The organism is Kitasatospora sp. NPDC088783 (genome assembly GCF_044750705.1).
GTDB lineage: Bacteria > Actinomycetota > Actinomycetes > Streptomycetales > Streptomycetaceae > Kitasatospora > Kitasatospora fiedleri.
Genome location: NZ_JBIVKJ010000002.1, coordinates 733,792 through 757,349, shown reverse-complemented (window position 1 = coordinate 757,349; position 23,558 = coordinate 733,792). Strand labels below are relative to the sequence as shown.

Sequence of the window (23,558 nt, the reverse complement as noted above, 5' to 3'; positions counted from 1 at the left end):
CCGGTTCCGGCGGAAGCGACTTGGCGGACCTCGGGTTCGGCGGCCGGTACGGCCGCCGGTCACACCGGCCGCCGCCCGCCGGCGGGGAGGTGCGCGGGCCGCGGCGGCTTCGCGGTGGTGGTGCGGTGGACCGCCGGGGTCACGGCACGGTCGGCAGCGTCGTCCAGCGCGGGTTGACGCCGCCGTTGCAGGTCCACAGGGCCAGCCGGGTGCCGTCGGCAGTGGCGAAGCCGGGGTCGTCCGGGCAGCGGCCGGACAGCGGGTTGCGGTGACCGCCGTTGTACGGCTGCCAGCGCTGGTTGACGCCGCCGGTGCAGTCCCACAGCTCGGCCTCGGTGCCGTCGGCCGTGCCGAAGCCGGTCACGTCGGGGCAGGTGCCCGGCGCGCGCAGCGCGCCGTCCGCGCGGAGCGTCCACCACTGCGCGCCGCCCGCGGTGCAGACCTGGAGCTGCGCCGCGGTGCCGCTGGCGCTGCCGACGCCGTTGACGTCCAGGCACTTCCCGCCGCCGCCGAGGCCCGGCCGGACCGGGCCGCCCGTTCGGTGCGGGGGGGGTTGATCCGGCCCGCCTCGTCGGCGGCCACCGGGGCTGCGTTGAAGGCGTCGGCCACCTTCCGGTAGCCGGCGTCGCCGGGGTGCCCGCCGTCGGCAGGGCCGTCATGGTGGCCGCTCCGATTCTTCTCATCGTGAACCTCGTTCCGGTGGGGTGGGGCTCCCCGCCGGCCGGGGCGGCCACGGCCGGCGGGGAGGGCGTCACGTGGTGGAGGGGGCGTCACGTGGTGGGGACGGTCCAGCGCTGGTTGGTGCCGGTGTTGCAGTCCCAGATCTCCAGCTGGGTGCCGTCGGTGGTGCTGAAGCCGGGCACGTCCAGGCAGCGGCCGGACTGCGGGTTGACCAGGGCGCCGGTGGAGGCGTTGTAGCTCCACTTCTGGTTGTTGCCGCCGTTGCAGTCCCAGATCTCGACCAGGGTGCCGTTGGCGGTGCCGCCGTTGCCGGTGACCTCCACGCACTTGCCCAGCACCCGCAGCGTGCCGTCGGAGGCGACGGTCACCTGCTGGGCGGCGGAGTTGTTGCACGTCCAGATCTGGACCTTGGTGCCGTTGGCGGTCGAGGCCGTGTCGTCGTCCAGGCACTTGCCGCCGTTGGCCGACACCACCGGCCCGGTCCCGCCCGGGGTGCCGCCGGTGCCGCCGCCGGTGCCGGGGGTGATGGACAGGTTGTCGAACTGGTCGGTGCGGTAGCCCTGGATGCCCAGCCCGGCCTGTCCGCTGGCGAAGGAGTTGTCGGTGACGGAGCCGAACTGGGCGCCGTCGAGCTTGGCGCTGATGGTGGCGTCCTGGAAGGTGAGGGACAGGTTGTGCCACTTGCCGGTGCCCAGCGCGGTGGTGGTGCCGGTGGCCAGGGTGTGGTTGGAGCCGTCGGTGTACATCTTCTCGATCCACCACTGCCCGGTGTCGCGGATGCGCAGGTAGTACGCGTTCATGTGCGACTGCGGGCGCTGCTGGGTGTTGGCCCGCCCGATCAGTTCGGTGGTCCCGGCGCCGCGCAGGTACACGTCGGAGCTGACGGTGTAGTTCGCCCAGGTGGTGTCGCCGATCAGCGCGTAGCTGTCGGAGTCGTCCTGCCACTCGATCGGCTTGACCGGCGCCATCTGCTGCACGCACTGGCCGGAGCGGCCGGTGCAGGGCTGGACCTCGAAGGAGCCCTGCATGTCGGAGAGGTACTTCGCCTCGGCGCCATTGCCGTAGCCGTCGAAGGTGTCGGAGTACGGCAGTGCGAGGGCGTGCGCGGCGGGCGGCGCGGCGGTGCCCTTGCCGCCCCCGGCGACGGTGGTGGCGGTGTAGACGTAGCCGGGCTGCAGGGTCAGTGAGTACGCGCCGTTGTTCGGCGTGATGTCCTGGGTGTGGAGGAACGAGGTGGCGCCGCTGGGGTTGTTGACGTTGGTCGCCCACACGTGCACCGTCCCGGTGGACAGGCCGCCCTTGACGGCGAGGTTCACCGTCTGCGCCGAACCGGCCGTGGTGGTCTCCAGGATCGTCGAGTAGTCCGCGGACGTGTTCGACCGGACGGTAACGTAGGTGCCGTTGGACTCGGCTCCGCCGAGGTAGCCCGAGGCCGAGTCGATGAACCGCCACCCCGGCTTGGTGAACTGGGTGACCTGCGCGGTGGCCCAGGTGCTCGCGCCGATCGTGTAGGTGCCCGACCAGGGGAAGTTGGCGGTCGCCAGGCCCACCGTGTTGTAGGGCAGGTTGGGGTAGATCGCCGCCAGCAGCGGCCAGTTGAAGTAGCTGACCATCTTCGCGTCGACGTAGCCGCGGGTGATCGCCCGGATCAGCGCGGGCGCCCCGGTGTTCATGTCCTGCGAGCCGTTCTCGCTGTCCCACAGCGGCTTGCCGTTGTTCTTCGCCGCGGTGCTGCTGGAACAGGAGTTGGCGTTGCCGCCGTCACCGCCCTCGCAGGAGTAGTGCGCCCCGATGATGGACACCGCGTTGTTGAACGCCGCGTTGGTGGCCATGTCGTCGGCCACGCCCCAGCCGCTGTCGTCGGCCACCAGCTTGACGCCGGAGTAGCCGGCGTTGTTCAGCGCCGAACGCAGCTGCACGAACCAGTTGGCGTCGTGGCCGCGCTCGTTCCAGCCGCCGAGGTAGCTGATCGTCAGGCCGTGCTGCTTGGCGCAACCCAGCCAGGAGATCAGGTAGTCGATCGTGTCGGTGGACCAGAATCCGCCGTTGATCCACCCCGGCGCCGCCCAGGCCAGGCCGTACAGGCCGATGTCGGGGTTGCGGGCCTTGGCCTGCTCGGCGAGCCAGAACTCGTACCCGGCGTTGCAGTTGACCGTGCCGCGGGAGTGCTCGACGGACGGCTCGGAGCCGTCGGTGGAGTTGGCGTCGCCGCCGATCTCCAGCTTCAGCAGTTGGAGGTTCGCGCCGTACCCGGGCTTGAACAGGTAGTCCAGGATCTGGGCCTGCTGCGCCGCCGGATAGTCGGTCAGCAGCCGGGAGTTGCCGCCGCCGCCGCTGATCGCGCCGATCCCGTCGAACGTCCGGCCGCCCTGCGTGCCGTCAACGGTGACGGACGTGGTGGCCGCCTGCGCGGGGACGGTGCCGACCGCGAGCACGGCCGCCAGCAGCGTGAGCACCCACAGCGGGGCGAGTCTCCATAGTCGTGGCATGAGTGACATCCTTCGCCGGAGGGATTATCGCCTAGCGTTCATTCATGTGCGATTGCTCATCAGATCGCGCAAAAAGTAGGCGTGACCGAACATGCCGCGCCGGTCGGCTTGCGCAGGGCCGTAGCAGGGTCCATCCCGCCGCCATTCCCTGCGGCTCCCGCCGGGGAAGCAGATGAGACAACGTTGTCAAGCATCGGCAGCCTGAACGGCCGACAGGCAGGAGGGCTGCCCGCCGGAGCGTCGCGGTGAGGGGGCGCTTGACAGGAGAGAGCGCTCTCCGAAGTTAACCAGCAGCTACGGTCGCGTCAATGGTCTGGACAAGGGAGGAAGCAGCCCGAAACTAGCCAGCAACCATGACCGCGTCAATGGCCTGGACCGGCGATCGCGCCCCACCCCCGTCCACGCCGGGGCTGGCACCCGATGGCCGCGCCCTCCAGGTGACTTGACCAGAGCCCGGATCCGGCCCTCCCATCCGATTCCACGCCGTCTCCAGCAGCCCACCGCACCCGTCCCGACCTGCGGTCATGAGTGGGACGGCCGCAACGGCGCGCACCACGCCCCGCCCTTCGGTGCCGCTTGACCACTTCCCGCGGGCGCACCACCACACTCGAACAGCATCCTGGCCGCGCCTGTTGATTGTTGTTGCGATTTCGGCCCGGAGCGTTGACAGGTCTTCCGCAACTGCCTTTTGCTGTGCGGGACTTGCCACCCCACCCCCACCCCCCACCGGCGCCGCGACAGCCGCGCCGCCCGCATCGGGAGCCGCACGTGAAACGATGGCGCATCCCCCTGGCGAGCTGCCTCCTCCTGCTCGGGTTCGCCGCCCCCACGACCACCGCCGAGGCCGCCGCACCGGCCGCGGTGTCCGACCCCGCCGGCCTGGTCAACCCGCTGCTGGGCACCTCCAACGGCGGCAACACCTTCCCCGGCGCGGTCACCCCGTTCGGCATGGTGTCGTGGAGCCCCGACACCTCGTCCCGACCGCCCGGCGGCAACTACGCCTACTCCGACAACGTCGTCACGGGATTCAGCCTCAACCACATCTCCGGGCCCGGCTGCGGGGCGATGGGCGACATCCCCGTCCTGCCGACGCTCGGCGGCGTCGACGGCGGCGCCACCCAGACGTTCAGCCACGGGAACGAGTCGGCGGGCGCCGGTTCGTACGCGGTGACCCTCGGCAACGGAGTGCGGACCGAGCTGACCGCCACCGCCCGCTCCGGCATGGCGCGCTTCACCTTCCCCGCCACCACCCAGGCCAACCTGCTGTTCAAGCTGAACGCGGACAAGGCCACCAACCTGCACTTCAACCGGGTCAGCAGCACCGAGGTCAGCGGCTCGGTCGACGCCGGCCTGTTCTGCGCCTCGGCGCCCTCGTACACCGCCTACTTCGACATGGTCTTCGACCGGCCGATGACCTCCAGCGGCACCTTCAACGGCGGCGGTTCGGTCACCTTCGACACCACCGGCAACCAGGTGGTGCAGGCCAAGGTCGGCCTGTCCTACGTCTCGATCGCCGGGGCCGCCGCCAACCGCGCCGCCGAGAACGGCGGTTGGGACTTCAACGGCACCCGCACCGCCGCGCACGACGCCTGGAACTCCGTGCTCGGCCGGATCGCCGTGGCCGGCGGCACGTCCGACCAGCAGCGGGTCTTCTACACCTCGCTCTACCACTCCCTGCTGCACCCGAACCTGCTCAGCGACTCCGACGGCCGCTACCGGGGCTTCGACCACCAGGTGCACACCGTCTCCGGCAGCCAGCGGGCCCAGTACGGCACGTACTCCGGCTGGGATATCTACCGCACCCAGGCGCAGCTGGAGGCGCTGGTCGCCCCTCAGCAGGCCTCCGACAGCGCGCAGTCGCTGGTCAACGACTACGCCCAGGCCGGCTTCTTCCCCAAGTGGTCGCTGAACTCGGCCGAGACGCAGGTGATGAACGGCGACCCGGGCCCGGCGATCGTCGCGGACTACTACGCCTTCGGGGCCCGGAACTTCGACACCGCCGCCGCCAAGGCCGACATGGTCAAGGAGGGCACCACGGCCAACCCGATCCGGATGGGCCTGGACCTGCAGACCAAGTACGGCTACCTGCCCTCCGACGGCAGCTACCCCAGGGACTTCTACGGCTCGGCGGCCACCCTGGTGGAGTACAGCGCCCAGGACTTCGCCACCTCCGCGTTCGCCAAGGCGCTCGGCGACACCACGACGGCCGCGCAGTTCGCCAACCGGGCCCAGGACTGGAGGAACGTCTTCAACCCCGCCAGCGGCTTCATCCAGCCCAAGCAGGCCAACGGCGCCTGGAAGGGCGGCTTCGACCCGACCAGCAGCGACCAGTTCGTCGAGGGCACCTCCTGGCAGTACACCGGCGCGGTGCCGCACAACATCCGCGGCCTGGCCGATGCCATGGGCGGCAACGCCAGGTACGCGGCCTACCTGGACAGCGTGCTGTCGGACGTCCACGGCTCCGGCGGCGCGCACGCCGACCTCGGCAACGAGCCCTCCATCGAACTGCCCTGGGAGTACGACTACGTCGGGCAGCCCTGGAAGACCCAGAAGCTGGTCCGCCGGGTCCAGGACCAGCTGTGGCCGAACGACCCGGCCGCCTGGGGCGTCGGCAACGACGACCTGGGCACGATGAGCGCCTGGTACGTCTGGTCGGCCATGGGCTTCTACCCCGAGACCCCCGGCACCGCCGACCTCGCCCTGGGCAGCCCGCTGTTCACCTCCGTCGACGTGACCCTCGGCAGCGGCGGCCACCTGGTCGTCAACGCCCCGGCCGCCGCCGACAACGCCCCCTACGTGCAGAGCGCCAGGCTCAACGGCGCCGCCTGGAACAACGCCTACCTGCCCGCGTCCTTCGCCACCGGCGGCGGCACCCTCGACCTGGTCCTGGGCACCGCCGCCAACACCGGCTGGGCCACCGCCGCCTCGGCCGCCCCGCCCTCCTACAACGGCGACGGCGGCGCCAAGCCGCCCGGCCCGCCGGTGAACTCCACCGGCCCGGTCACCTCCGACAACGGCGGCAAGTGCCTGGACGACAACACCGGCTCGACCGCAGACGGCACCCGCATCCAGATCTGGTCGTGCAACAACTCCGCCGCCCAGCAGGTCACCGTGGGCGGCGACGGCACCCTGCGGATCGTCGGCAAGTGCGTGGACGTCAGCTTCGGCGGCACCGGCAACAACACCCTGGTGCAGCTGTGGGGCTGCGACGGCACCGGCAGCCAGCAGTGGACCTACGACCGCGCCACCAAGGCCCTGGTCAACCCGCAGTCCGGCCGCTGCCTCGACGTCCCGAACTCCAGCACCACCGACGGCACCCAGCTGCAGATCTTCGACTGCAACAACACCGACGCCCAGCGGTGGAACCTCCCCTCCTGACCGTTCCCCTCCCCCGCGAGAGGCGGGAGGACCGATGAGCACCTCCACGCCCGAACGGCGGCCGGCGCGGGCGGTGGCCGCCGCGGTCGCGCCGAGCACGGTGCTGACGCACGAACAGGCCACCGGCGACCGACAGTACGACTACGCGGTCTCCGGCGCGTTCGCCAAGAACGGCAACTTCACCAACGAGCACATCGACGACACCGGCTGGTGGGCCCTGGCGTGGCTCCAGGCCTACGACCTCACCGGCGACACCGCCTACCCGGACACGACCAGGACCGCGACCGACCACATGCACGGCTACGGGGACGGCAACGGCACCGGTGCCCAGCAGTGGAGCCTGCGCACCGACGGCACCGTCGTCAACCCCGCCTCCGGCGAGTGCCTGGACGCCACCGCCCACGGCACCCCGCTGGAGATCCGGACCTGCCACGGCGGCCCCCACCGGAAAGGGAGCCGGACGTGAGCCACCACTGAGCCCTTCCGCCCGGCGACCGGCCGACACCCGTGGTGCCGGCCGGGCCCGGCGCGGCCTCGTCGCCGCGGGCCGGGGCGGTCGGGCGATCGGCCGCACCGACGTGTTCCTGCCGCTCGACCGGCCCGAGGAGCGCCAGGACCTGACGCGCCTGCGCCGGGCCGTGACCGCCGGACAGGCCGACCGGATCGCCGCGCCGGGCGCCCGACGGGCCGTCAGCCGAGCCGCCCGCCGGCTCCGTCCCCGTACGGCCACACGTCGTCCGCGAACACCCGGGCGAACCAGTGCGGTTGGACGTCGCGCAGGCGCAGGGTGCGCCAGCGGCGCGGGTCCTCGGGGAGCGGGACGCCGACCTCGACGTCGGGTCCGTGCGCGAACAGCCGTTCCTGGCAGACGCCGCAGGGGGCTAGCACCCAGAAGCCGCGGTCGCCGTCGGCAGCGGTGACGCAGACCGAGGCGACGACACGGCGGCCGAGCTTGTGCGCCTCGCAGATCGCGCCGGTCTCGTGGCACAGCCGGACGGCGCCGTTGGGTGCTTCGGGCGCGGTACTGGTGAGGACGGTGCCGTCGTCCAGCCGCAGGGCGGCCGCGCCCGCCCAGTCCCGGTCGGGGAAGCGGCGGCGGGTCAGTTCGATCGCGGCGTCCACGAGGGCGGGGTCGATGGCCATGGCCGGGACGCTACCGGCCCGGGCCGGGGCGGCGAAAACGGTTTGCGGACCGGCCCGGACGGCGGCCAGACTCCGCGCATGACGGAGACGGACGACCGGCTCGCCGCGACCAAGCGGGAGTTGAAGCTGTACCTGCAGGACGCGCGGGACGCGGTGGTGTGGAAGCTGGAGGGCCTGTCGGAGTACGACGTCCGGCGCCCGCTGACCCCGACCGGGACGAACCTGCTGGGGCTGGTCAAACACCTGACGGGTGCGGAGGCGGCGTACTTCGGCGCCACCTTCGGCCGGCCGTTCGAGGGCGGTCCGGGGCTGTGGGTGGCGGGCGCGGCCGAGCCGAACGCCGACCTGTGGGCCCGGCCGGAGGAGGGCCGGGAGTTCCTGCTCGCCGAGTACCGCCGGGTCTGGGCGCACGCGGACGCCACCGTCGACGCGCTGCCGCTGGACGCGCCCGGGAAGGTCCCGTGGCCCCCGCACGGCGAACTGACGCTGGGCCGGGTCCTGCTGCACGTGGTCGCGGAGACCCAGCGCCACGCGGGCCACGCCGACCTGGTCCGCGAACTGCTCGACGGCGCCACCGGCCTGCGCCCGACCGGCGCGGTCCTCCCGGAGGGCGACGCCTCCTGGTGGTCGGCCCACCGCGCCCGGGTCGAACGGGCCGCCCGCACGGCGGCCACCGCCGCCGGCGAGTCCGTCCCCGGCTGACCGGACGACGGCCGCCGTGCCGGACGGCCACCGCCTCTGGAATGATCTTCCGGGGGGCGGTGACCGTCCCCCGGACGCCCACCCCGCCGAAGGGAATCCGTCTCCGTGTCGATCGACCTCGCCGAGGCCCTGGCCGCCCACCCGTACCCGGGCCGGGGCGTGCTGCGCTGCCGCACCGCCGACGGCGCGTCGGCGGCCGCCTATTTCCTGACCGGCCGCAGCCCCGCCTCCCGGGCCCGCGCGCTGCGCGCGGGCGCGGACGGCACCCTGGCCGTCGTCCCCACCGACGTCCGCGCCCACGACGACCTGCGGCACTATCCGGCGGTGCGGCGCGGCGGCGGACGGGTGGTGTACGGCAACGGCGAGCAGGTGGCCACGGTCGCGGACCGGTTGGACGCGGGGCTGTCTCCGCTGGAGGCGCTGGACGGGCTGGACTACGAGCCGGACCCGCCGGTCTTCACCCCGCGCCTGACGGTGGTCGCGGACGTCCGCCCGGACGGCCCGACCTGGTTCGGCGCGGCCCGGCGCGGTGCCGCCGCCCGCACCGCCACCGATCGCCTCTTCCTGCGGCTGGACGCCCTGCCGCCCGGCGAGGGCGTCCTCCTGACGACCTACCGGGGCGCCCCGTCCGCCCCCGCCACCGGTGCCCCCTACCTGGAGGTGTCCACTCCGTACCCGGACGCCGCCGCCCTGCTCGACCGCCTCTGGTCCGCCCTGCCGCCCGCGTACCGGGTGGCCGCCGCGGTCTTCGACCCGGCCGCCTTCCCGGAGGTCCTGCTGCGGCACGCCGCGGACTGAGCCGAGGGGAACTCCGGCGCACCGCACGGCTGTTCACCGGAGGAACGCTGGACGAACGGCGAGTCGGCCGCTCACGATGGCGGTATGTCGGAGAGTGGTCGGACGGAAGAGCCGCCGGAGGCGGGGAGCGGGCGCCGGGCGCTCGACTGGGGGGCGGTGGCGGCCCTGTCGGGGGTGGTGGCGGCGCTGGTGGCGCTGGTGGCGTACCTGTTGCCGCCGGACGCGCCCCGTCCCGCGCCGAGCCCGCTGCCCGTTCCGGTGGCGGAGTCCTCGCCGGAGCGGACGTCGGCGCGTCCGCACAGCCCCGCGCCGACGCCGACGCCGACGCCGACGCCCACGCCGACCGAGTCATCGGAACCGGAACCGGAACCGGAGCCCGATCCCGCGCCGGGGTCCTCGCGGACGGCCGACGTCCCGGCCCCGCTGCCCGCGGTGGTGCCGGCGGGGTGCCGGGAGGCGTCGGCGGCGGTGGCCGGGTACCGGCGTGACCAGGGGTCGACCCGGGGGGCGCAGGCCGACGCGGCGAACCTCGCCTACCAGGGGCTGATGCGGGCGGGCGCCGACGCGGACCCGCCGGTGCGGCCGACGATCGTGCGGCTGGCGCAGGAGTTCCAGGAGTTGGGCTTCCGGCTGAGCGGCATGGTGCTGGCGGACCCGAACGAGGTGGTCGCCGACATCAACGCCGACCTGCCGGTCCTGGACCGGCAGTGCGCGGGCGGCTCCTGACCCCCGGCCACCGACGCCACCGACGCCACCGACGCCGACGCCGACGCCGACCACGCGCCGCTGCCGCCCGTCCGCACACCGTGCGGGCGAGCGGCAGCGGCGGCCGGTCGGCCGGGGTCAGCTGTCGAAGCCGAGGCCGAGCTTGTCCATGGTCTTGAGCCACAGGTTGCGGCGGCCGGCGTTGCGGTCGGCGCGGTCCAGGGACCACTTGGTGATGCCGATGCCGGCCCAGCGGACCGGCTCGGGCGGGAAGGGCAGCGGCTTGCGGCGGACCATCTCCAGCGCGGTGCGCTCGGTGGGCTTCCCGGCCAGCAGGTCGAGCATCACCTCGGCGCCGAAGCGGGTGGCGCCGACGCCGAGGCCGGTGTAGCCCGCGGCGAGGGCGACCTTGCCGTGGTAGGCGGTGTCGAAGAAGGCGGAGAACCGGGTGCAGGTGTCGATCGCGCCGCCCCAGGCGTGGGTGAAGCGCAGGCCCTCCAGCTGGGGGAAGGTCTGGAAGAAGTGCCGGGCGAGGGTCTGGTAGGTCTGCGGCCGCTGGTCGTACTCGGCGCGGACCTTGGCCCCGTAGTGGTAGATCGCGTCGTAGCCGCCCCACAGGATCCGGTTGTCGGCGGACAGCCGGTAGTAGTGGAACTGGTTGGCGCTGTCGCCGATGCCCTGCCGGCCCTGCCAGCCGATCGCGGCGAGCTGCTCGTCGTCGAGCGGTTCGGTCATCAGCGCGTAGTCGTACACCGGCACGGTGTAGGGGCGGATCCGCTTGACCAGCGAGGGGAAGACGTTGGTGCCGAGGGCGACCTGGCGGGCGAAGACCCGGCCGTAGGGGGTGCGCACGGCCATGCCGGAGCCGGACTCGGCGATGTCGAGTGCCTTGGTGTGCTCGAAGACCCGCACGCCGAGCTGCTCGCAGGCCCGCTTGAGGCCCCAGGCGAGCTTGGCGGGGTGGAGCATCGCCACGCCGTCCTTGTCCCAGAGCGCGCCGAGGTAGGTCGGCGAGTCGACCTGGGCGCGGACGGCGTCGGCGTCCAGGAGTTCGTAGTCGCCGTACTCCTTGGCGAGTTCGTACAGTTCGGCGAGTTCCTCGACCTGGTGCGGCTCGGTGGCGACGTCGAGTTCGCCGGTGCGCTCCCAGTCGCAGTCGATCCCGTACGTCGACACCGCGTCCTCGATGGAGCTCAGGTTGCGGGCGCCGAGCTGTTCGAGCGCGGCCAGCTCGTCGGGCCAGCGCTCCAGGCCGTTGCCGAGGCCGTGGGTGAGGCTGGCGGCGCAGAAGCCGCCGTTGCGGCCGGAGGCGGCCCAGCCGGTCTGCTCGGCCTCGATCAGGACCACGTCGCGCCCGGGGTCCCGCTCCTTGGCGATCAGGGCCGTCCACAGGCCGCTGTAGCCGCCGCCGACGACCAGCAGGTCGCAGCGGACGTCGCCGGTGAGGGCGGAGTTGGCGGCGGGTCGGCCCGGGTCCTCCAGCCAGAACGGGGTGGGTTTGGCGTCCCGCAGGGCGTGTACGGGGTCCATGCTCTCGGTTCCTTGCCTCGGGGGGTGCGGCCCGGCCGTGGGGGCGGCCGGGCCGTCGGGTGTGTCCGGGTTATCGGTCCTCGCCCTCGGCCGCCTCCGGGCCGAGGTTGATGGTGTAGACCTTGCGGAGCGTCTCGTGGACGGTCCAGGTGGTGCGGTCGCCCTCGCGGAGCACGGCGAGGTCGCCGGGGCCGAGCTCCAGGACGGGCCCGTCCTGGAAGGCGACGGTGGCCCGGCCGCTGAGCACGACGAACATCTCGTCGGCCTCGGTGTCGGTGACCACGCCGGGGGTGATCTGCCAGATCCCCCGGATCTGGCGCCCGTCGGCGGACTCCCAGACCACCTTGCCGGTGACCTCGGGCGTGCCGGAGACGATCTGCTCGGGGTCGAGCGGCTCGGGCTCCAGTTCGGCGTCCGGGACGTGCAGGGCGAAGCTGTTGATCATGCCTCGACGCTATCCGTTCCGGTGCCGGTGGCGGCCCTGTCACTGTGTGCCGAGTCCGGCCGCCACTCTGACAGCCCGTACGCCTTGGTCCCGGCCGCGGCGATCGCGACGGCCCGTTCGGCGTCGGCCTTCTCCCGGGCGGCCTTGCGGGCGGCGAGCAGCGGGTAGAGCAGCAGGGAGGCGCCGACCACGATCAGGCAGTAGACGACTGCCTTGGTCCCCTCCTCGTTGTACTGCTCGATGGCGGCCCAGGCGCTGACGGCGGTCAGGCAGACGGTGATCAGGCCGATGCTCCACCAGCCGCCGGGGATCTTGTAGGGGCGCTCCAGCTCGGGTTCGCGGACCCGCAGCGCGATCAGCGCGGCGACCTCCAGCAGGATGCCGATGTTGGTGAGGAAGACGTCGAAGATCACCAGGTTGGCGAAGCTGGAGAAGCAGAACAGCGCGTAGATGACGGAGGAGCCGATGATCGAGGCGATCGGCATCTTGTAGCGCTTGCTCTCCTTGGAGACCCACTTGGGCAGGTAGCCGTCGTGCGAGAGCGAGGAGGGCAGCCGCGAGTAGGAGGCGAGCAGCGCGGAGAACATCGCGACCGAGGCGAACAGGCCGCCGATGGTGACGGTGTACTGGAGCCAGGGGCCGGCCAGTTCGCCGGCGATGTCGGAGAACGAGCCGTCCTCCCACTTCCGCCAGCCGTTGTCGCCGTCCGCGCCGACCGCGAGGGCGGCCAGCGAGGGCAGCAGGTAGCCGACGATGATCAGCAGGACGGACCAGAACAGCGCCTTGGGCAGGTGCTTCTTCGGGTTCTCCATCTCGCCGGCCACGGTGGAGACCGAGTCCCAGCCCGAGTAGTTCCACATCACGATGAACAGGCCGGAGCCGAAGGCGTTCCAGGTGGACTGGCCCTGCTCGGCGGTCATCGAGGAGACCGGGTTGGTGCCGTCGGTGATCAGGTGCCAGCCGCCGATGGCGGTGAGGATCAGCATCGGGGTCAGACAGATGATCGCGAACGCCACCGAGGAGTCGCCGACCCAGCCCGCGCCCATCAGGTTCAGCAGCGTGAACAGCACGATGACGCCGACGCAGATCACCCAGTTCAGGTCGACCTGGACGCCCAGGAGCTCGAACAGCACGTGCTTGCCGGGGGCGACGGCGCTGATCAGGCTCGACAGGTACGAGGTGAACATCACCGGGTACAGCGCCATGTCCACGAAGCTGCACACCCACTGGAGCACGCCCTGCTGGAAGGCCCAGAACCGGCCGAGACCGCGCTTGACCCAGTGGTAGTAGCCGCCCTCGACGGGGATGGCGGTGCCGAGCTCGGCGCAGACCAGGGCGTGCGGCACGCTGTAGATCAGCGGGGCGACCAGGATCAGCAGGATGCCCATGCCGGGGCCCGAGGTCGAGAACAGCGGCTCGATGCCGTAGGCGCCGCCGGAGACGCTGAAGAAGATCAGCGCGACCAGCGGGACCAGGCTCACGCGCTTGGGCGTCGCCCACCGGTTCTCCGGCGGGGCCACGGGGATGGCGGTCATTTTCACCTTGACAATCGGGTGTCGGCACGGATGCGTCGGGGGTTGAGGTGCACGAGTCTTGTCGTCCCGTTGACGTAGGGCAATCATTCAATCTGTCAGCCGTCTTGTTGCCCCTCTGACACAGTGCAGGCCCCGCCGACGGATCGGCGGGGCCCACATCGTGCCAGGTCAGACGGTTCTCACCCGTTGCCGGGCGGGTTTCAGGCGCTGCAACCGGTGTCGGCGACCACGTAGTAACCGGCCGAGGTCTCCTTCAGCGTGTGCGTGACGAACAGGTTCCACAGCCCCATGTTCTGGTTCGACCCGTTCGCGTACGCGTACCCGCCGCTCTGGTGCGCCCGGCCCGCGGCGACCTGGTTGTAGTTGTTGTCCGTCCAGCACCCCAGCGGCCGGGTCGACGGGGAGGCGGAGGGCGAGGGCGAGGAGGACGGGGATGCGGACGGGGACGCGGACGGCGACGGGGAACCGGACGGGGACGGGGACGCGGAGGAGCCGTCCAGGCCCCAGAACAGGCCGGTGTAGTACGAGGAGCAGATGGTGTTCAGGAAGTACGCCCCGCTCTGCCCGCAGTTCGCGGTGCCGCTGCCGGGGCTGACCGGCAGGCCGTGGCCCATGCCGGAGACGCTGTACAGCTGGACGGCGGGCCTGCCCGCGCTGTCGTTGTAGACGCTGAGCGTGGTGTTGCCGGGCAGCGACTGGGTCGCGGAGGCGCTCTGCCCGATGCCCCACACGTTGGTCCACTGGTCGCGCAGCTCGGTGGCGTTGACCGGGGCGACGGTGGTGTCGGAGCTGCCGTGCCAGATCGCCACCCGCGGCCACGGGCCGGTGTAGCCGGGGTAGGAGGCGCGCACCTTGTCGCCCCACTGGGCGGGCGTCAGGTTCTGGTGGGAGTTCTGGCAGCCGGAGGCGGCGGCCTGGGTGGTGGCGCACTGCGCGGGCAGGCCGGAGGCGATCGAGCCGCCCGCGAACACGTCCGGGTAGTCGGCGAGCAGGTCGGCGGCCATGCCGGCGCCCGCGGACAGGCCGGTCACGTACACCCGGGACGGGTTGCTGCCGTACAGCGCGACGGCCTTGTCGACCATCTGCTTGACCGACAGCGCCTCGCCCTTGCCGCGGGTGTCCTTGCCGCTGTCGAACCAGGAGAAGCAGGACAGCGCGTTGTTGGAGGAGCTGGTCTGCGGGAAGACCACCGCGAAGCCCCAGCGGTCGGCGAGCTGCGCCCAGCCGGAGTTGTTGTAGTAGTCGGTGGCGGTCTGGGTGCAGCCGTGCAGCGCCACCACCAGCGGCTTCCCGGTGGGCAGTGCGGTCGGGACGTAGCTGTACATCGCCAGGTTGCCGGGGTTGGTGCCGAAGCCGGTGACCTGCCCGAGCCCGGCCGCGGACGCCTGCGGCGCCCCGGTGAGCAGCCCGCCGGCGATCAGCGCGCCCGCTAGCGCCGCGCCCGCCCGGCGTCCGAGGCCCGCGCGCCGCCCGGGCCGCCCCGGGTCCGCCGCCGTCCGCCGTCCTGCCCGTACCAGTCCTGTCAGTCCTGCCAGTGCCATGTGGGGGCTCCGCTCTCTTCGGGTGCTCGCGTGCCGGGTGGGGGTGGCCGAGCACCGTTCGCGGTGAATCATCGGCGCGGGTCCGGCGGCGGCCCATGGGGCGGTGCACCACCGGCGGGGCCCGGGGCATGGCGGCGGCGACCATTGAACGGGCGCCCGACGATGATCACGCACCCGCCCGCGCCTCCCACACCGGGGCGGCCCGCGCGGGTAGCGTGCACCTGGTCATGCCCACCATCACCGACGACTCCGACTCCCACCGGTCCCGTCCGATGCTCGGCACGGTCGTCCGGCTGTCGCCGTTCCTGCTGATCGCGCTGTCGGCGGCGGCGGACGCCGAGACCCCGGCCGGGCAGCGCTACGACCGGTTCGTGGTGGCGGCGCCCGCCCTCGCGGCGGCGACCTGGGGCCCGCTGGGGACACTGCTGATCGGCCTGCTCGCGGTGGTCGCCGAGGTGGTGCTGGCGCTGATCCGGGACGACCAGGTCGGCGCGGCGGCGGCCTCGGTGATCGCCGCCACCGTCACGGTCACCCTGGCCGCCTCGTACACCTCCGGGATGCGGGTGCGCCGCGAACGCGACCTGGCGCTGGTGCGCTCGGTGGCGCGGACCGCCCAGCAGGTGGTGCTGCGCCCGCTGCCGGACCGGCTGAACGACGTCGACCTGGCGCTGTACTACAGCGCGGCGGCGGAGCAGGCGCAGATCGGCGGCGACCTGTACGAGGCGGTGCGCACGCCGTTCGGGGTGCGGATCATCCTGGGCGACGTGCAGGGCAAGGGCCTGCCCGCGGTGGAGATGGCGGCGGCGCTGCTCGGCTCGTTCCGGGAGGCCGCGTACGACGCGAAGGACCTGCCCGCGCTGGCCCGCCGGCTGGAGACCGGCCTGCAACGGTACGCCGAACGGGCCTCCTCGCCGGACGCGGCGGAGCGGTTCGCCACCGCCCTGCTGCTGGAGATCCCGGCCGACCGGCCGGAGGCGCACCTGCTGAACTGCGGCCACCCGCCGCCGGTGCTGCTGCGGGCGGACGGCGCGGTGCTGCCGGTCGAGCCGGAGGTGCCGCTGCCGCCGCTGAACCTGTCGGCGCTGCTGGCCAGCGACTACCGGGCCCGCACCCTGCCGTTCGGGCCGGGCGACCGGGTGCTGCTGTACACCGACGGCGTCAGCGAGAGCCGGGACCGGCGCGGCGAGTTCTACCCGCTGACCGAACGGCTGGCCCGCTGGAGCGCCGAACCGGGCACGGTGCTGCTGGAACACCTCCGCGGCGACCTGCGCCGCTACGCGGGCGGCCCCGCCGACGACGACGTGGCCGCCCTGCTGGCCACCCGCCTGCCCCCGCCCACCGGCACGGCCGTCCCGGACCCCTGACCGCCGCCCGTCGGGGCCCGCGACCGCCGTCGACGCCCGAGCGCCTGCCGGTGCCCCGGGCCGACGCCGACACCGACGCCCGATCATCCGTCAGGTTCCGCAGTCTTCCCCCATCCCTCGACACCCGACCACCTGCCGAGCCCCGGGCCGTCCCCCCGGTCCGGTCCGCAGTCGGCGGGCGGTACCCTCTGGGCTCTGTCGCTGACGCCGTTGTCGAAGGAGCCGCCGGTGTCCGAGAATCCCGTGAATCCCGCGAATTCCGTGAATCCCGCGCTGCCGCTGCGGATCGCCGTGTTCGGGGCGGGCAGCATCGGCTGCCGGCTGGGCGGGGCGCTGGCCGCCCGGGCCGACGTGACGCTGATCGGGCGGCCCGCCGCGATGGCCGAGCTGGACCGGGCGGGGCTGACCCTGACCGGGCCGGGCGACCGCCGGCTGCACGCCCGGCCGCGCACCGCCGCCGACGCCTCGGCCGCGGCGGGCGCCGACTACGTGCTGGTGACCGTCAAGTCCGCGGACACCGCGGCCGCGGCCCGGCTGCTCGACCCGCACCTGGACGGCCGGACCACCGTGGTCAGCTTCCAGAACGGCCTGCACAACGCGCGGGTGCTGCGCGAGGCGCTGCCCGGCCGGACGGTGCTGGCCGGGATGGTGCCGTACAACGTGGTGCGGACCGGTCCGGCCTCGTTCCACCAGGGCACCGGCGGCCAGCTGGTGCTCGAACGGGCGGACGCCGCCCGGCGGTTCGCGGCGGTGGCGGGGTCGGCCGGGCTGCCGGTGGGGCTGCGCGCGGACATGCCGCGGGTGCAGGCCGCGAAGCTGCTGATGAACCTCAACAACGCCGTCAACGCGCTCTCCGGCCGGCCGCTGCGCGAGCAGCTCGGCAGCCGCCCGTACCGGCTGGTGCTGGCCCGCTGCCAGCGCGAGGCGCTGGCGGTGTTCGCGGCGGCGGGGCTGTCCCCGGCCCGGTTGACGCCCGTCCCGCCGGAGTGGATGCCGTCCGTCCTGGGCCTGCCGGACGCGGTGTTCCGCCGGGTCGCGGCGGCGAGTCTGCGGGTGGACGCGCGGGCCCGCTCCTCGATGTGGGAGGACCTCCAGCGCGGCCGTCCCACCGAGGTGGACGAGCTCCAGGGCGAGGTCGTCGCGCTGGCCGGGCGCCACCGGCTGCCGGCTCCCGCCAACCGGTGCCTGCTCGACCTGGTCCACGCGGCCGAGGCCGCCGGTACGCCGCCCGCATGGTCCGGTGCCGAACTGCTCGCGGCCCTGGACGCGCTGCCGTAGTCTCGTCTCCCCCCTTCCCACCCGAGGGAGTTGACCCGCCGCCATGACCACCCGGTGGACCACCCACGGCGTCGACCTGCTGCCCGGCTCCGTGCGCAAACGCTTCCGGACCGACCCGCACGGCGCCCCGCCCGGCGACCCGGGCTGCGAACCGGAACGGGAGTGGCGGGCGCTGACGCTGCTCGACCGGTACGCCCCCGGGCTGGCGCCCCGGCCGCTGGCCCGCGAGGACGGCACGCTCACCATGTCGCGGCTGCCGGGCCGCGCGCTGCGCGGCACCGTGCTGACGGACGAGCACCTGGACGCGCTGGCCCGCGCGGTGCGGCGGCTGCACCGGGCGGTGCCCGCCGAGCTGGTCGCCCGGCTGCCGAACCGGCGCTGGGACGTCCGGCAGTCCGCCGAGACGATCCGGGACCGGGCCGCCGGGGCCGCGGCGGTGGGCGGCGACGCCCCCGAAGTGCTGCGGGCCCTGACGGCGGGCCTGCGCTGGCTGGACCGCGCGCAGGCCGGGCTGTGCGCGGACGGCCCGGCGGCGGCGCCCGTGCTGGGGCAGGCCGACGGCAACCTGGCCAACTTCCTCTGGGACGGCACCGGCGTTCGGCTGGTCGACTTCGAGGACTCCGGGCGCTCCGACCACCCGTACGAGCTGGCCGAGGTGGTCGAGCACGTCTCGTCCTGGGTGGACACCGACCTGGACGCGGCGGCCTTCCTGTCCCGCTTCGACCTCTCCCCCGCCGAGGACCGCCGCCTGCTGGAGTGCCGCCGCCTGCTGGCCCTGCTCTGGCTGGTCTTCCTCGCCGGCGACCCCGCCACCACGCTCCGCAACCCGCCGGACACGCCCGCCCGCCAGGCGCGGCGCCTGCTCGCCCTGCTGGACGCCGCCGAGCCGTCCGGCTGAACGGGACCCTCCCGGTCTGCCCGCCTCCCCGCCTCCCCGCCTCCCCGCCTCCCCGTCTCCCCGCCTCACGACAGCGGGAGGGTCTTCTCCAGCACCACCGAGGTGTAACGGACCGTCATGCCGACCTTGAGGTACAGGTCGAGCGCGCCCGTGCCGGAGTGCGTCCACAGCGTGCAGTGGCTCAGCCCGGCCTCCCGGCAGGCCCGGAAGGCGTGCTGCAGCAGGTGGCGGGCGATGCCGCGGTTGCGGTGGTCGCGGTCGACGGCGAGGCTCTCCACGTACCCGTCCCCGCTGCCGGGCTGGTCCAGCGACAGGGCCGCGCCGACCACCCGGCCGTCGGCCTCCGCGACCGCGAGCGGGGAGCGCTCGGGGGTGAACGTCTCGCGGTGGACGGTGTGTTGGGCCCACTCCGCGAAGTCCATCCGGCGCGCCTTCCAGTCCGCGAAGGCGTCCTCGACGACCCGGTGCGCCGCGCGCGCGTCCCGCGGGTCGTCGGGGCGGAACGGGCGGACGGCGATGCCCGCGGGGGCGGGCCCGGGTTCGGGCAGGTCGGCGAGGGGGATCTCCAGCAGCCAGCTGGCGCCCTTGGGCCGGTAGCCGTAGGTGCGCAGCATGGTCAGGCCGACCGGGTCGAGGTCGGCGACGACCTGGACGAGCTTGCCCACGCCCTGCTCGACGGCCCGGCTCTCCATCCAGCCCAGCAGCGCGGTGCCGATCCGGCGGCCGCGGTGCGCGGGGTGCACCCGGCACTCGCAGCGCCGGTCGCTCCACGCCCAGGCGGCCAGCCGCCCGTCCGGGGCGTGCACCAGCAGCGTGTCGGCGGCGGGGTCGAAGCCGGGGCGGGCCAGCACCGCCGCGACCTCGCCGCGGTCGGCCTCGGTCGCCCCGGCGCCGTGCAGGGCCCACTCACAGGTGGTCAGCAGGTCGAGGACGTCGAGCAGGTCGCGCTCAGGATCGAGCGCCCGGGCGGTGTAGCCGGCGGGCAGGACGAGGGGCTGGGCCATCGGCGGAGGGTCCTTCCTGGTGGACGGCGGGCGGCGGACGGAAGGCGCGGTGCGCGCACGATCAGCCAGTGGCACCCGGTTCCAGCCGCTCGCCGGGCTTCCCCACACCGTTCGCACTTCCCGCCCGGGCAGCCTACTGAACGCGGGCCGGTCCACCGGTCCGGGGCGGCAAAGGTTGCCGAAAGTAGTCGCAAAAGGTTTTTGACTGCGCAAAGTGATGGAAATGTCGGCAACCCCTCCAATCGGCCCGAACGATGCGAAAGCGTTACGTTACATAGAGTGACATGTCCGTTTTGTCCGATGTGGAGATGCTGTAATTAATTCGAGGTCGATCTGAATAGGCCGCCATGTCATGGCGAAGTTCATTCGGACCCTCCCGCGTCGGACCGACCGGCCAGACGCCCTGTCTTCATATTTTTTACAAGATTTCCGGAAGTCGATAGCACATGAATCCCATGCGATCCGCGCGGACCCTCCTCGTCGGAGGGGCGACCGCGATCCTGGTCGGCCTGGTGGCGGCGCCCGCCGCTCAGGCCAATACCGCCTTCGAGAACCAGTGGAGCCCGGAGGCGTGTAAGAGCAACGTCGACAGTGGATTCAAGTTCACCCTCTGGTACAACTCGTCCTACGCGGGGACGTACCGGAACATCGGCTGGTCCGTCTACGACTTCGCCGATGAGAACGAAGGCGGCACGGCGCACGGCGCCCAGCCGCTGAACTACTGCAACACCGGTGCGGCCGGCAGCGGCCAGGGCATCAAGAACAACGCCGCTTCCGCCCAGAACCGGAACACCGGCCTCAGCGCCAAGGTGTACTACAACAGCGGATACCGGGGAGCGGTGGATGTGCTCACCCCGTTCAGCAGCTGGTTCCAGCTGAAGAACACGTACAACGAGAACGCCTCGTTCCTCTGGGCCTGAGGCCCGGCCCATGGTGCCGGAATTCGGCATCACCGAATTCCGGCACCCACCACCCTTCCTTCTCACGACATCCCGGACGAGCCGCATCTCGCCCGGTATTTTGTCTGCGGTCTTTTCAGGAGAAATACGATGCGTTCCTCTCTCGGACTCCGGAGGGTCGCTGCCCTTGCCCTCGCTGCTGCGGCGGGCACCGCGGTGTCCGCCTGTTCCGGGCCGTCGGTGGAGCGGGCCGCGAGCCCGGCCGTTCCGTCCGGGACGGCCGGGCCGGCGGCGGCGGCCTTCGACCCTGCGGATCCCGCGACCTGGAAGCTCCCCCTGGAGGCCTACCTGCCGACGGAGGACGAGGAGGGCCAGCTACGGCGTGCGCTGGGCTCGTTGGTCGAGGAGTGCGTGCACCGCGCCGGGTTCAGCGACTGGCACCCGGCGGCCACACTGCCGAAGCTGGGCCCCAAGACGCTGACCGACTGGCGTTACGGGATCCACGACGCCGAACTGTCCGCGACACGGGGCTACCACCCCGATGCGGCCGAGCAGGCCGCCTACGACGCGGTGGTCCAGGAGGCGGCGCTCGACGGGGGCGACAAGGCGGACTCCGCCACGCTCTTCAGCTGCGGACAGCAGGGCGCCGAGAAGCTCGGGCGCACCGACAAGACGGTCGGCGAGTTGGCCCAGCGCCTCGCGAACGAGTCCTTCACCCGTTCCAAGCAGGAACCCGCCGTCGTCCGGGCCTTCGCCCAGTGGTCCGCCTGCATGAAGCAGAGCGGCTACGACTACAAGGAGCCGTTGGACGCTAGCGACGACCCGAAGGTCAACGGTCGTGACGTCACCCCGGCCGAGATCGACACGGCCATGGCCGACCTGGGGTGCCGTGAGCGCACCGGCGTCGCCCGGACGTGGTACGACGCCGAGGTCGCGCTCCAGAAGAAGGCGGAGGAGGACAACGCCCAAGCGCTGCGCGAGGAGCGCAAGCAGTTGGACGACGTTCTGAAGACCTCGGCCAAGACCATCGCCGGCGGCCGGTGATGACCACCTCTCAGGACTCCCGCGGTGCGGCCGGTTCCGACCTGGCCGAACCGGGCGGCACGTCCTCCTCCTCCCCATCGGACCGCGGCAGCGCGACGATGCGCCGGCGCAAGCGCGTGCTGGCCGCGTTGGTCGCCGCGGCCGTGGTCACCGGCGGTGCCGGCGTCGCCGCCGGAACAGTGCTGAAGTCCCCGGCCCAGGTGGCTGCCGAGACACAGGCACCGCCCGCCGATGTCCTGACCGCTTCCGTCGAGCACAGGGTGGTGGCGGACACCTTGATCACTCGCGGTACCGTCAGCCCCGCCGTCTCGGTCGAGGTCGGAGGGACGGGCGCGGCGGCCGGGGCCGCCCGGGCCGTGGTGACGAAGGTAGAGGTCGAGCAGGGCGAGACCATCCAGTTCGGCAGCGTCCTGTTCGAGGTCTCGGGCCGCCCGGTGTTCGCCCTGCAGGGGAAGATCCCGGCGTACCGCGACCTGCGAGCCGGGATGACGGGGGACGACGTCGCCCAGCTGCAGAAGGCGCTCGCCGCGGTCGGCCACCCGGTGGCACCGGACGGCAGCGGCACGTTCGGCTCCGGTACGGAGCGTGCCGTCGAGTCGTTCTACCGGTCCATCGGCTACCGCCCGATCCGCGCGGCCGACGACACGGCCGACGGCAAGGCTTCCGGCGGGAGCACCGCCGCGGGTTCGACCGGCGGCAGGGCCCCGGCCGGGGGAACGGGTGCTGCCGGCGGCGGTGTGTCCGGTGCGGCTGGCGCGGAGCAGGAGTCCGGGCCCGTGGTCGTGCCGGTCTCCGAACTGGTGTACCTCGCCGGGGCGCCCGCCCGGGCGGGCGCGGTCGCCGCGAAGGTCGGTGACGCGCCGACGGACAAGCTGATGAGCGTCTCCATGGGGGCGCTGGCGGTGCGCGGCGAGGTCACCGCCCGGCAGCGGGGCATGCTGCGGCCCGGTCAGCAGGTGGAGATCCTCGACGAGGGCACCGGTACGGTGGTGGCGGGCAAGGTGGCCTCGGTCGCCGACGTTCCCACCGCGGCGAAGGCCGGCGCTGCGGAGGCCCAACCGGGAAGCTCCACGTACACGGTGGAGATCGCCCCCGAGCAGCCGCTCGCACCGGAGTCGGCGGGCCGGGACGTCCGGTTGACCATCACCTCGGCGTCCTCGTCCGGGAAGGTGCTCGCCGTGCCCGCTGCCGCGCTGTCCACCGGCGGCGACGGCCGGGTGAGCGTCGGCGTCCGGGCCGAGGCGGGTGTGGTTCGCCGGGTCGAGGTGCGCGTCGGCGCGTCCGGCGGGGGTTTCGTGGAGGTGTTCCCGGTCGGCGGCGGGCAGTTGACGGCGGGCGACCGGGTCGTGGTCGGTGACGCTCCCGCCGCGTCGAACGGCGGGCGGCAGTGAGCACCGCGCCGGTGATCGAGTTGCGGGCGGCGGGGCTGACGTACCCCGGGCCGCCGGCGGTGCACGCCCTGCGTCCCTGCGGGCTGACGGTCGGTCGGGGCGAGTACGTCACCGTGGTCGGTCCGTCGGGGGCGGGCAAGTCGACGTTCCTGAACATCATCGGGCTGCTCGACGTCCCGACCACCGGCCGCTACCTGCTCGACGGGTTCGACGTCGCCACGGTGAGCGACCGGCACCGGACGGCCCTGCGGGGCACCCGGATCGGTTTCGTGTTCCAGTCCTTCCACCTGCTGGAGCACCGCTCCGCCCGGGAGAACGTGGAACTGGCCATGGTGTACCAGCACGTCGGACGCCGTGAGCGGCGCCGGCGCGCGGTCGAGGCGCTGCACCGGGTCGGGCTGGCGCACCGCGTCGAGGCGATCCCCAGCCGGTTGTCGGGCGGTGAGCGCCAGCGGGTGGCCATCGCCCGGGCCCTGGCGGCCGAGCCGTCCCTGCTGTTGTGCGACGAGCCGACCGGCAACCTCGACTCGCGGACCGCTGCGGCCGTCCTCGACCTCTTCGACGACCTCCACCGTGACGGAATGACCATCATCATGATCACCCACGATCCGCAGGTGGCCCTGCGCGCCCAGCGGACCGTCCGCATCAGCGACGGCGTCCTGACCGAAACCCGGGCGACCGCGGAAGGGACGGTGATCGCGTGAAGCGCCGTCGACCACCGCGGGCGCGCTCC

At 73.0% G+C, this 23,558-nt stretch carries 20 protein-coding genes; 12 read left to right on the top strand and 8 right to left on the bottom strand.

The features are described from left to right. Nucleotides 1-139 precede the first annotated feature (139 nt). Both ACIP60_RS07675 and ACIP60_RS07670 read right to left on the bottom strand, forming a co-directional pair. On the bottom strand, nt 140-493 hold the full coding sequence (locus ACIP60_RS07675; RefSeq protein ID WP_400681580.1) for a ricin-type beta-trefoil lectin domain protein: 354 nt from the start codon (nt 491-493) through the stop codon (nt 140-142). Between the two features lie 277 nt (nt 494-770). Further along, complete coding sequence (locus ACIP60_RS07670; protein WP_400681133.1) at nt 771-3,170, bottom strand: ricin-type beta-trefoil lectin domain protein; 2,400 nt, start codon at nt 3,168-3,170, stop codon at nt 771-773. A 768-nt stretch (nt 3,171-3,938) separates the two neighbouring features. On the opposite strand from ACIP60_RS07670, the gene ACIP60_RS07665 reads away from it, so the two are divergent. Both ACIP60_RS07665 and ACIP60_RS07660 read left to right on the top strand, forming a co-directional pair. Next, on the top strand, nt 3,939-6,548 hold the full coding sequence (locus ACIP60_RS07665; protein WP_400681130.1) for a lectin: 2,610 nt from the start codon (nt 3,939-3,941) through the stop codon (nt 6,546-6,548). A gap of 34 nt (nt 6,549-6,582) precedes the next feature. Continuing rightward, nucleotides 6,583-7,014 (top strand): hypothetical protein, encoded by a 432-nt coding sequence (locus ACIP60_RS07660; RefSeq protein ID WP_400681128.1) that lies wholly within the window; start codon nt 6,583-6,585, stop codon nt 7,012-7,014. 224 nt (nt 7,015-7,238) lie between these two features. Here the strand turns inward: ACIP60_RS07660 and ACIP60_RS07655 are convergent, their stop codons facing one another. Beyond that, on the bottom strand, nt 7,239-7,691 hold the full coding sequence (locus ACIP60_RS07655) for a cytidine deaminase (protein WP_400681126.1): 453 nt from the start codon (nt 7,689-7,691) through the stop codon (nt 7,239-7,241). A gap of 78 nt (nt 7,692-7,769) precedes the next feature. On the opposite strand from ACIP60_RS07655, the gene ACIP60_RS07650 reads away from it, so the two are divergent. From ACIP60_RS07650 to ACIP60_RS07640, 3 genes are all read left to right on the top strand, one after another. Continuing rightward, on the top strand, nt 7,770-8,393 hold the full coding sequence (locus tag ACIP60_RS07650) for a DinB family protein (RefSeq protein WP_400681123.1): 624 nt from the start codon (nt 7,770-7,772) through the stop codon (nt 8,391-8,393). Between the two features lie 105 nt (nt 8,394-8,498). After that, a complete protein-coding gene (locus ACIP60_RS07645) occupies nt 8,499-9,191 on the top strand; it encodes an IMP cyclohydrolase (RefSeq protein ID WP_400681121.1) in 693 nt (230 codons plus the stop codon). Nucleotides 9,192-9,275: 84 nt separating this feature from the next. Further along, nucleotides 9,276-9,917 (top strand): hypothetical protein, encoded by a 642-nt coding sequence (locus ACIP60_RS07640; protein WP_400681118.1) that lies wholly within the window; start codon nt 9,276-9,278, stop codon nt 9,915-9,917. Between the two features lie 117 nt (nt 9,918-10,034). On the opposite strand, the gene ACIP60_RS07635 is transcribed toward ACIP60_RS07640, so the two are convergent. The 4 genes from ACIP60_RS07635 to ACIP60_RS07620 form a co-directional block, all read right to left on the bottom strand. Further along, on the bottom strand, nt 10,035-11,426 hold the full coding sequence (locus tag ACIP60_RS07635; RefSeq protein WP_400681116.1) for an NAD(P)/FAD-dependent oxidoreductase: 1,392 nt from the start codon (nt 11,424-11,426) through the stop codon (nt 10,035-10,037). A gap of 70 nt (nt 11,427-11,496) precedes the next feature. Continuing rightward, the gene (locus tag ACIP60_RS07630; protein WP_100834503.1) at nt 11,497-11,871 is read right to left on the bottom strand and encodes a cupin domain-containing protein; all 375 of its coding nucleotides are present in this window, start codon (nt 11,869-11,871) and stop codon (nt 11,497-11,499) included. Next, nucleotides 11,868-13,406 (bottom strand): APC family permease, encoded by a 1,539-nt coding sequence (locus ACIP60_RS07625; protein ID WP_400681114.1) that lies wholly within the window; start codon nt 13,404-13,406, stop codon nt 11,868-11,870. The genes ACIP60_RS07630 and ACIP60_RS07625 overlap by 4 nt, the downstream gene beginning before the upstream one ends. A gap of 200 nt (nt 13,407-13,606) precedes the next feature. Continuing rightward, nucleotides 13,607-14,947, bottom strand: a complete 1,341-nt coding sequence (locus ACIP60_RS07620) for an alpha/beta hydrolase family esterase (protein ID WP_400681112.1) — start codon at nt 14,945-14,947, stop codon at nt 13,607-13,609. A gap of 227 nt (nt 14,948-15,174) precedes the next feature. Between ACIP60_RS07620 and ACIP60_RS07615 the strand changes: the two genes are divergently transcribed. From ACIP60_RS07615 to ACIP60_RS07605, 3 genes are all read left to right on the top strand, one after another. Next, complete coding sequence (locus ACIP60_RS07615; RefSeq protein WP_400681110.1) at nt 15,175-16,311, top strand: PP2C family protein-serine/threonine phosphatase; 1,137 nt, start codon at nt 15,175-15,177, stop codon at nt 16,309-16,311. Between the two features lie 228 nt (nt 16,312-16,539). After that, nucleotides 16,540-17,589, top strand: a complete 1,050-nt coding sequence (locus tag ACIP60_RS07610) for a 2-dehydropantoate 2-reductase (protein WP_400681108.1) — start codon at nt 16,540-16,542, stop codon at nt 17,587-17,589. A 43-nt stretch (nt 17,590-17,632) separates the two neighbouring features. Further along, nucleotides 17,633-18,487: a phosphotransferase gene (locus tag ACIP60_RS07605; RefSeq protein WP_400681107.1), complete on the top strand. Its 855-nt coding sequence runs from the start codon at nt 17,633-17,635 to the stop codon at nt 18,485-18,487. A 65-nt stretch (nt 18,488-18,552) separates the two neighbouring features. Here ACIP60_RS07605 and ACIP60_RS07600 read toward each other — a convergent pair whose 3' ends face one another. Next, nucleotides 18,553-19,491 carry a GNAT family N-acetyltransferase gene (locus tag ACIP60_RS07600; protein WP_400681104.1) on the bottom strand — a complete coding sequence of 313 codons (939 nt, stop codon included), beginning with the start codon at nt 19,489-19,491 and terminating at the stop codon, nt 18,553-18,555. A gap of 455 nt (nt 19,492-19,946) precedes the next feature. On the opposite strand from ACIP60_RS07600, the gene ACIP60_RS07595 reads away from it, so the two are divergent. The 4 genes from ACIP60_RS07595 (at nt 19,947) to ACIP60_RS07580 (ending at nt 23,529) form a co-directional block, all read left to right on the top strand. Beyond that, the gene (locus tag ACIP60_RS07595) at nt 19,947-20,411 is read left to right on the top strand and encodes a hypothetical protein (RefSeq protein ID WP_400681102.1); all 465 of its coding nucleotides are present in this window, start codon (nt 19,947-19,949) and stop codon (nt 20,409-20,411) included. A gap of 129 nt (nt 20,412-20,540) precedes the next feature. Beyond that, the gene (locus tag ACIP60_RS07590; RefSeq protein WP_400681099.1) at nt 20,541-21,434 is read left to right on the top strand and encodes a hypothetical protein; all 894 of its coding nucleotides are present in this window, start codon (nt 20,541-20,543) and stop codon (nt 21,432-21,434) included. Further along, nucleotides 21,434-22,825, top strand: coding sequence for an HlyD family efflux transporter periplasmic adaptor subunit (locus ACIP60_RS07585; protein WP_400681097.1), 1,392 nt, complete (start codon nt 21,434-21,436; stop codon nt 22,823-22,825). Before ACIP60_RS07590 ends, ACIP60_RS07585 begins: the two co-directional genes overlap by 1 nt. Continuing rightward, nucleotides 22,822-23,529 carry an ABC transporter ATP-binding protein gene (locus ACIP60_RS07580; RefSeq protein ID WP_400681094.1) on the top strand — a complete coding sequence of 236 codons (708 nt, stop codon included), beginning with the start codon at nt 22,822-22,824 and terminating at the stop codon, nt 23,527-23,529. The genes ACIP60_RS07585 and ACIP60_RS07580 overlap by 4 nt, the downstream gene beginning before the upstream one ends. The last annotated feature ends 29 nt before the right edge of the window (nt 23,530-23,558 follow it).

Coding starts and splice junctions, on each gene's coding strand:
- ACIP60_RS07670 (WP_400681133.1), bottom strand. CDS start 3,170: ATGCCACGACTATGGAGACTCGCCCCGCTGTGGGTGCTCACGCTGCTG.
- ACIP60_RS07660 (WP_400681128.1), top strand. CDS start 6,583: ATGAGCACCTCCACGCCCGAACGGCGGCCGGCGCGGGCGGTGGCCGCC.
- ACIP60_RS07655 (WP_400681126.1), bottom strand. CDS start 7,691: ATGGCCATCGACCCCGCCCTCGTGGACGCCGCGATCGAACTGACCCGC.
- ACIP60_RS07650 (WP_400681123.1), top strand. CDS start 7,770: ATGACGGAGACGGACGACCGGCTCGCCGCGACCAAGCGGGAGTTGAAG.
- ACIP60_RS07640 (WP_400681118.1), top strand. CDS start 9,276: ATGTCGGAGAGTGGTCGGACGGAAGAGCCGCCGGAGGCGGGGAGCGGG.
- ACIP60_RS07635 (WP_400681116.1), bottom strand. CDS start 11,426: ATGGACCCCGTACACGCCCTGCGGGACGCCAAACCCACCCCGTTCTGG.
- ACIP60_RS07630 (WP_100834503.1), bottom strand. CDS start 11,871: ATGATCAACAGCTTCGCCCTGCACGTCCCGGACGCCGAACTGGAGCCC.
- ACIP60_RS07625 (WP_400681114.1), bottom strand. CDS start 13,406: ATGACCGCCATCCCCGTGGCCCCGCCGGAGAACCGGTGGGCGACGCCC.
- ACIP60_RS07620 (WP_400681112.1), bottom strand. CDS start 14,947: ATGGCACTGGCAGGACTGACAGGACTGGTACGGGCAGGACGGCGGACG.
- ACIP60_RS07615 (WP_400681110.1), top strand. CDS start 15,175: ATGCCCACCATCACCGACGACTCCGACTCCCACCGGTCCCGTCCGATG.
- ACIP60_RS07605 (WP_400681107.1), top strand. CDS start 17,633: ATGACCACCCGGTGGACCACCCACGGCGTCGACCTGCTGCCCGGCTCC.
- ACIP60_RS07600 (WP_400681104.1), bottom strand. CDS start 19,491: ATGGCCCAGCCCCTCGTCCTGCCCGCCGGCTACACCGCCCGGGCGCTC.
- ACIP60_RS07595 (WP_400681102.1), top strand. CDS start 19,947: ATGCGATCCGCGCGGACCCTCCTCGTCGGAGGGGCGACCGCGATCCTG.
- ACIP60_RS07590 (WP_400681099.1), top strand. CDS start 20,541: ATGCGTTCCTCTCTCGGACTCCGGAGGGTCGCTGCCCTTGCCCTCGCT.
- ACIP60_RS07585 (WP_400681097.1), top strand. CDS start 21,434: ATGACCACCTCTCAGGACTCCCGCGGTGCGGCCGGTTCCGACCTGGCC.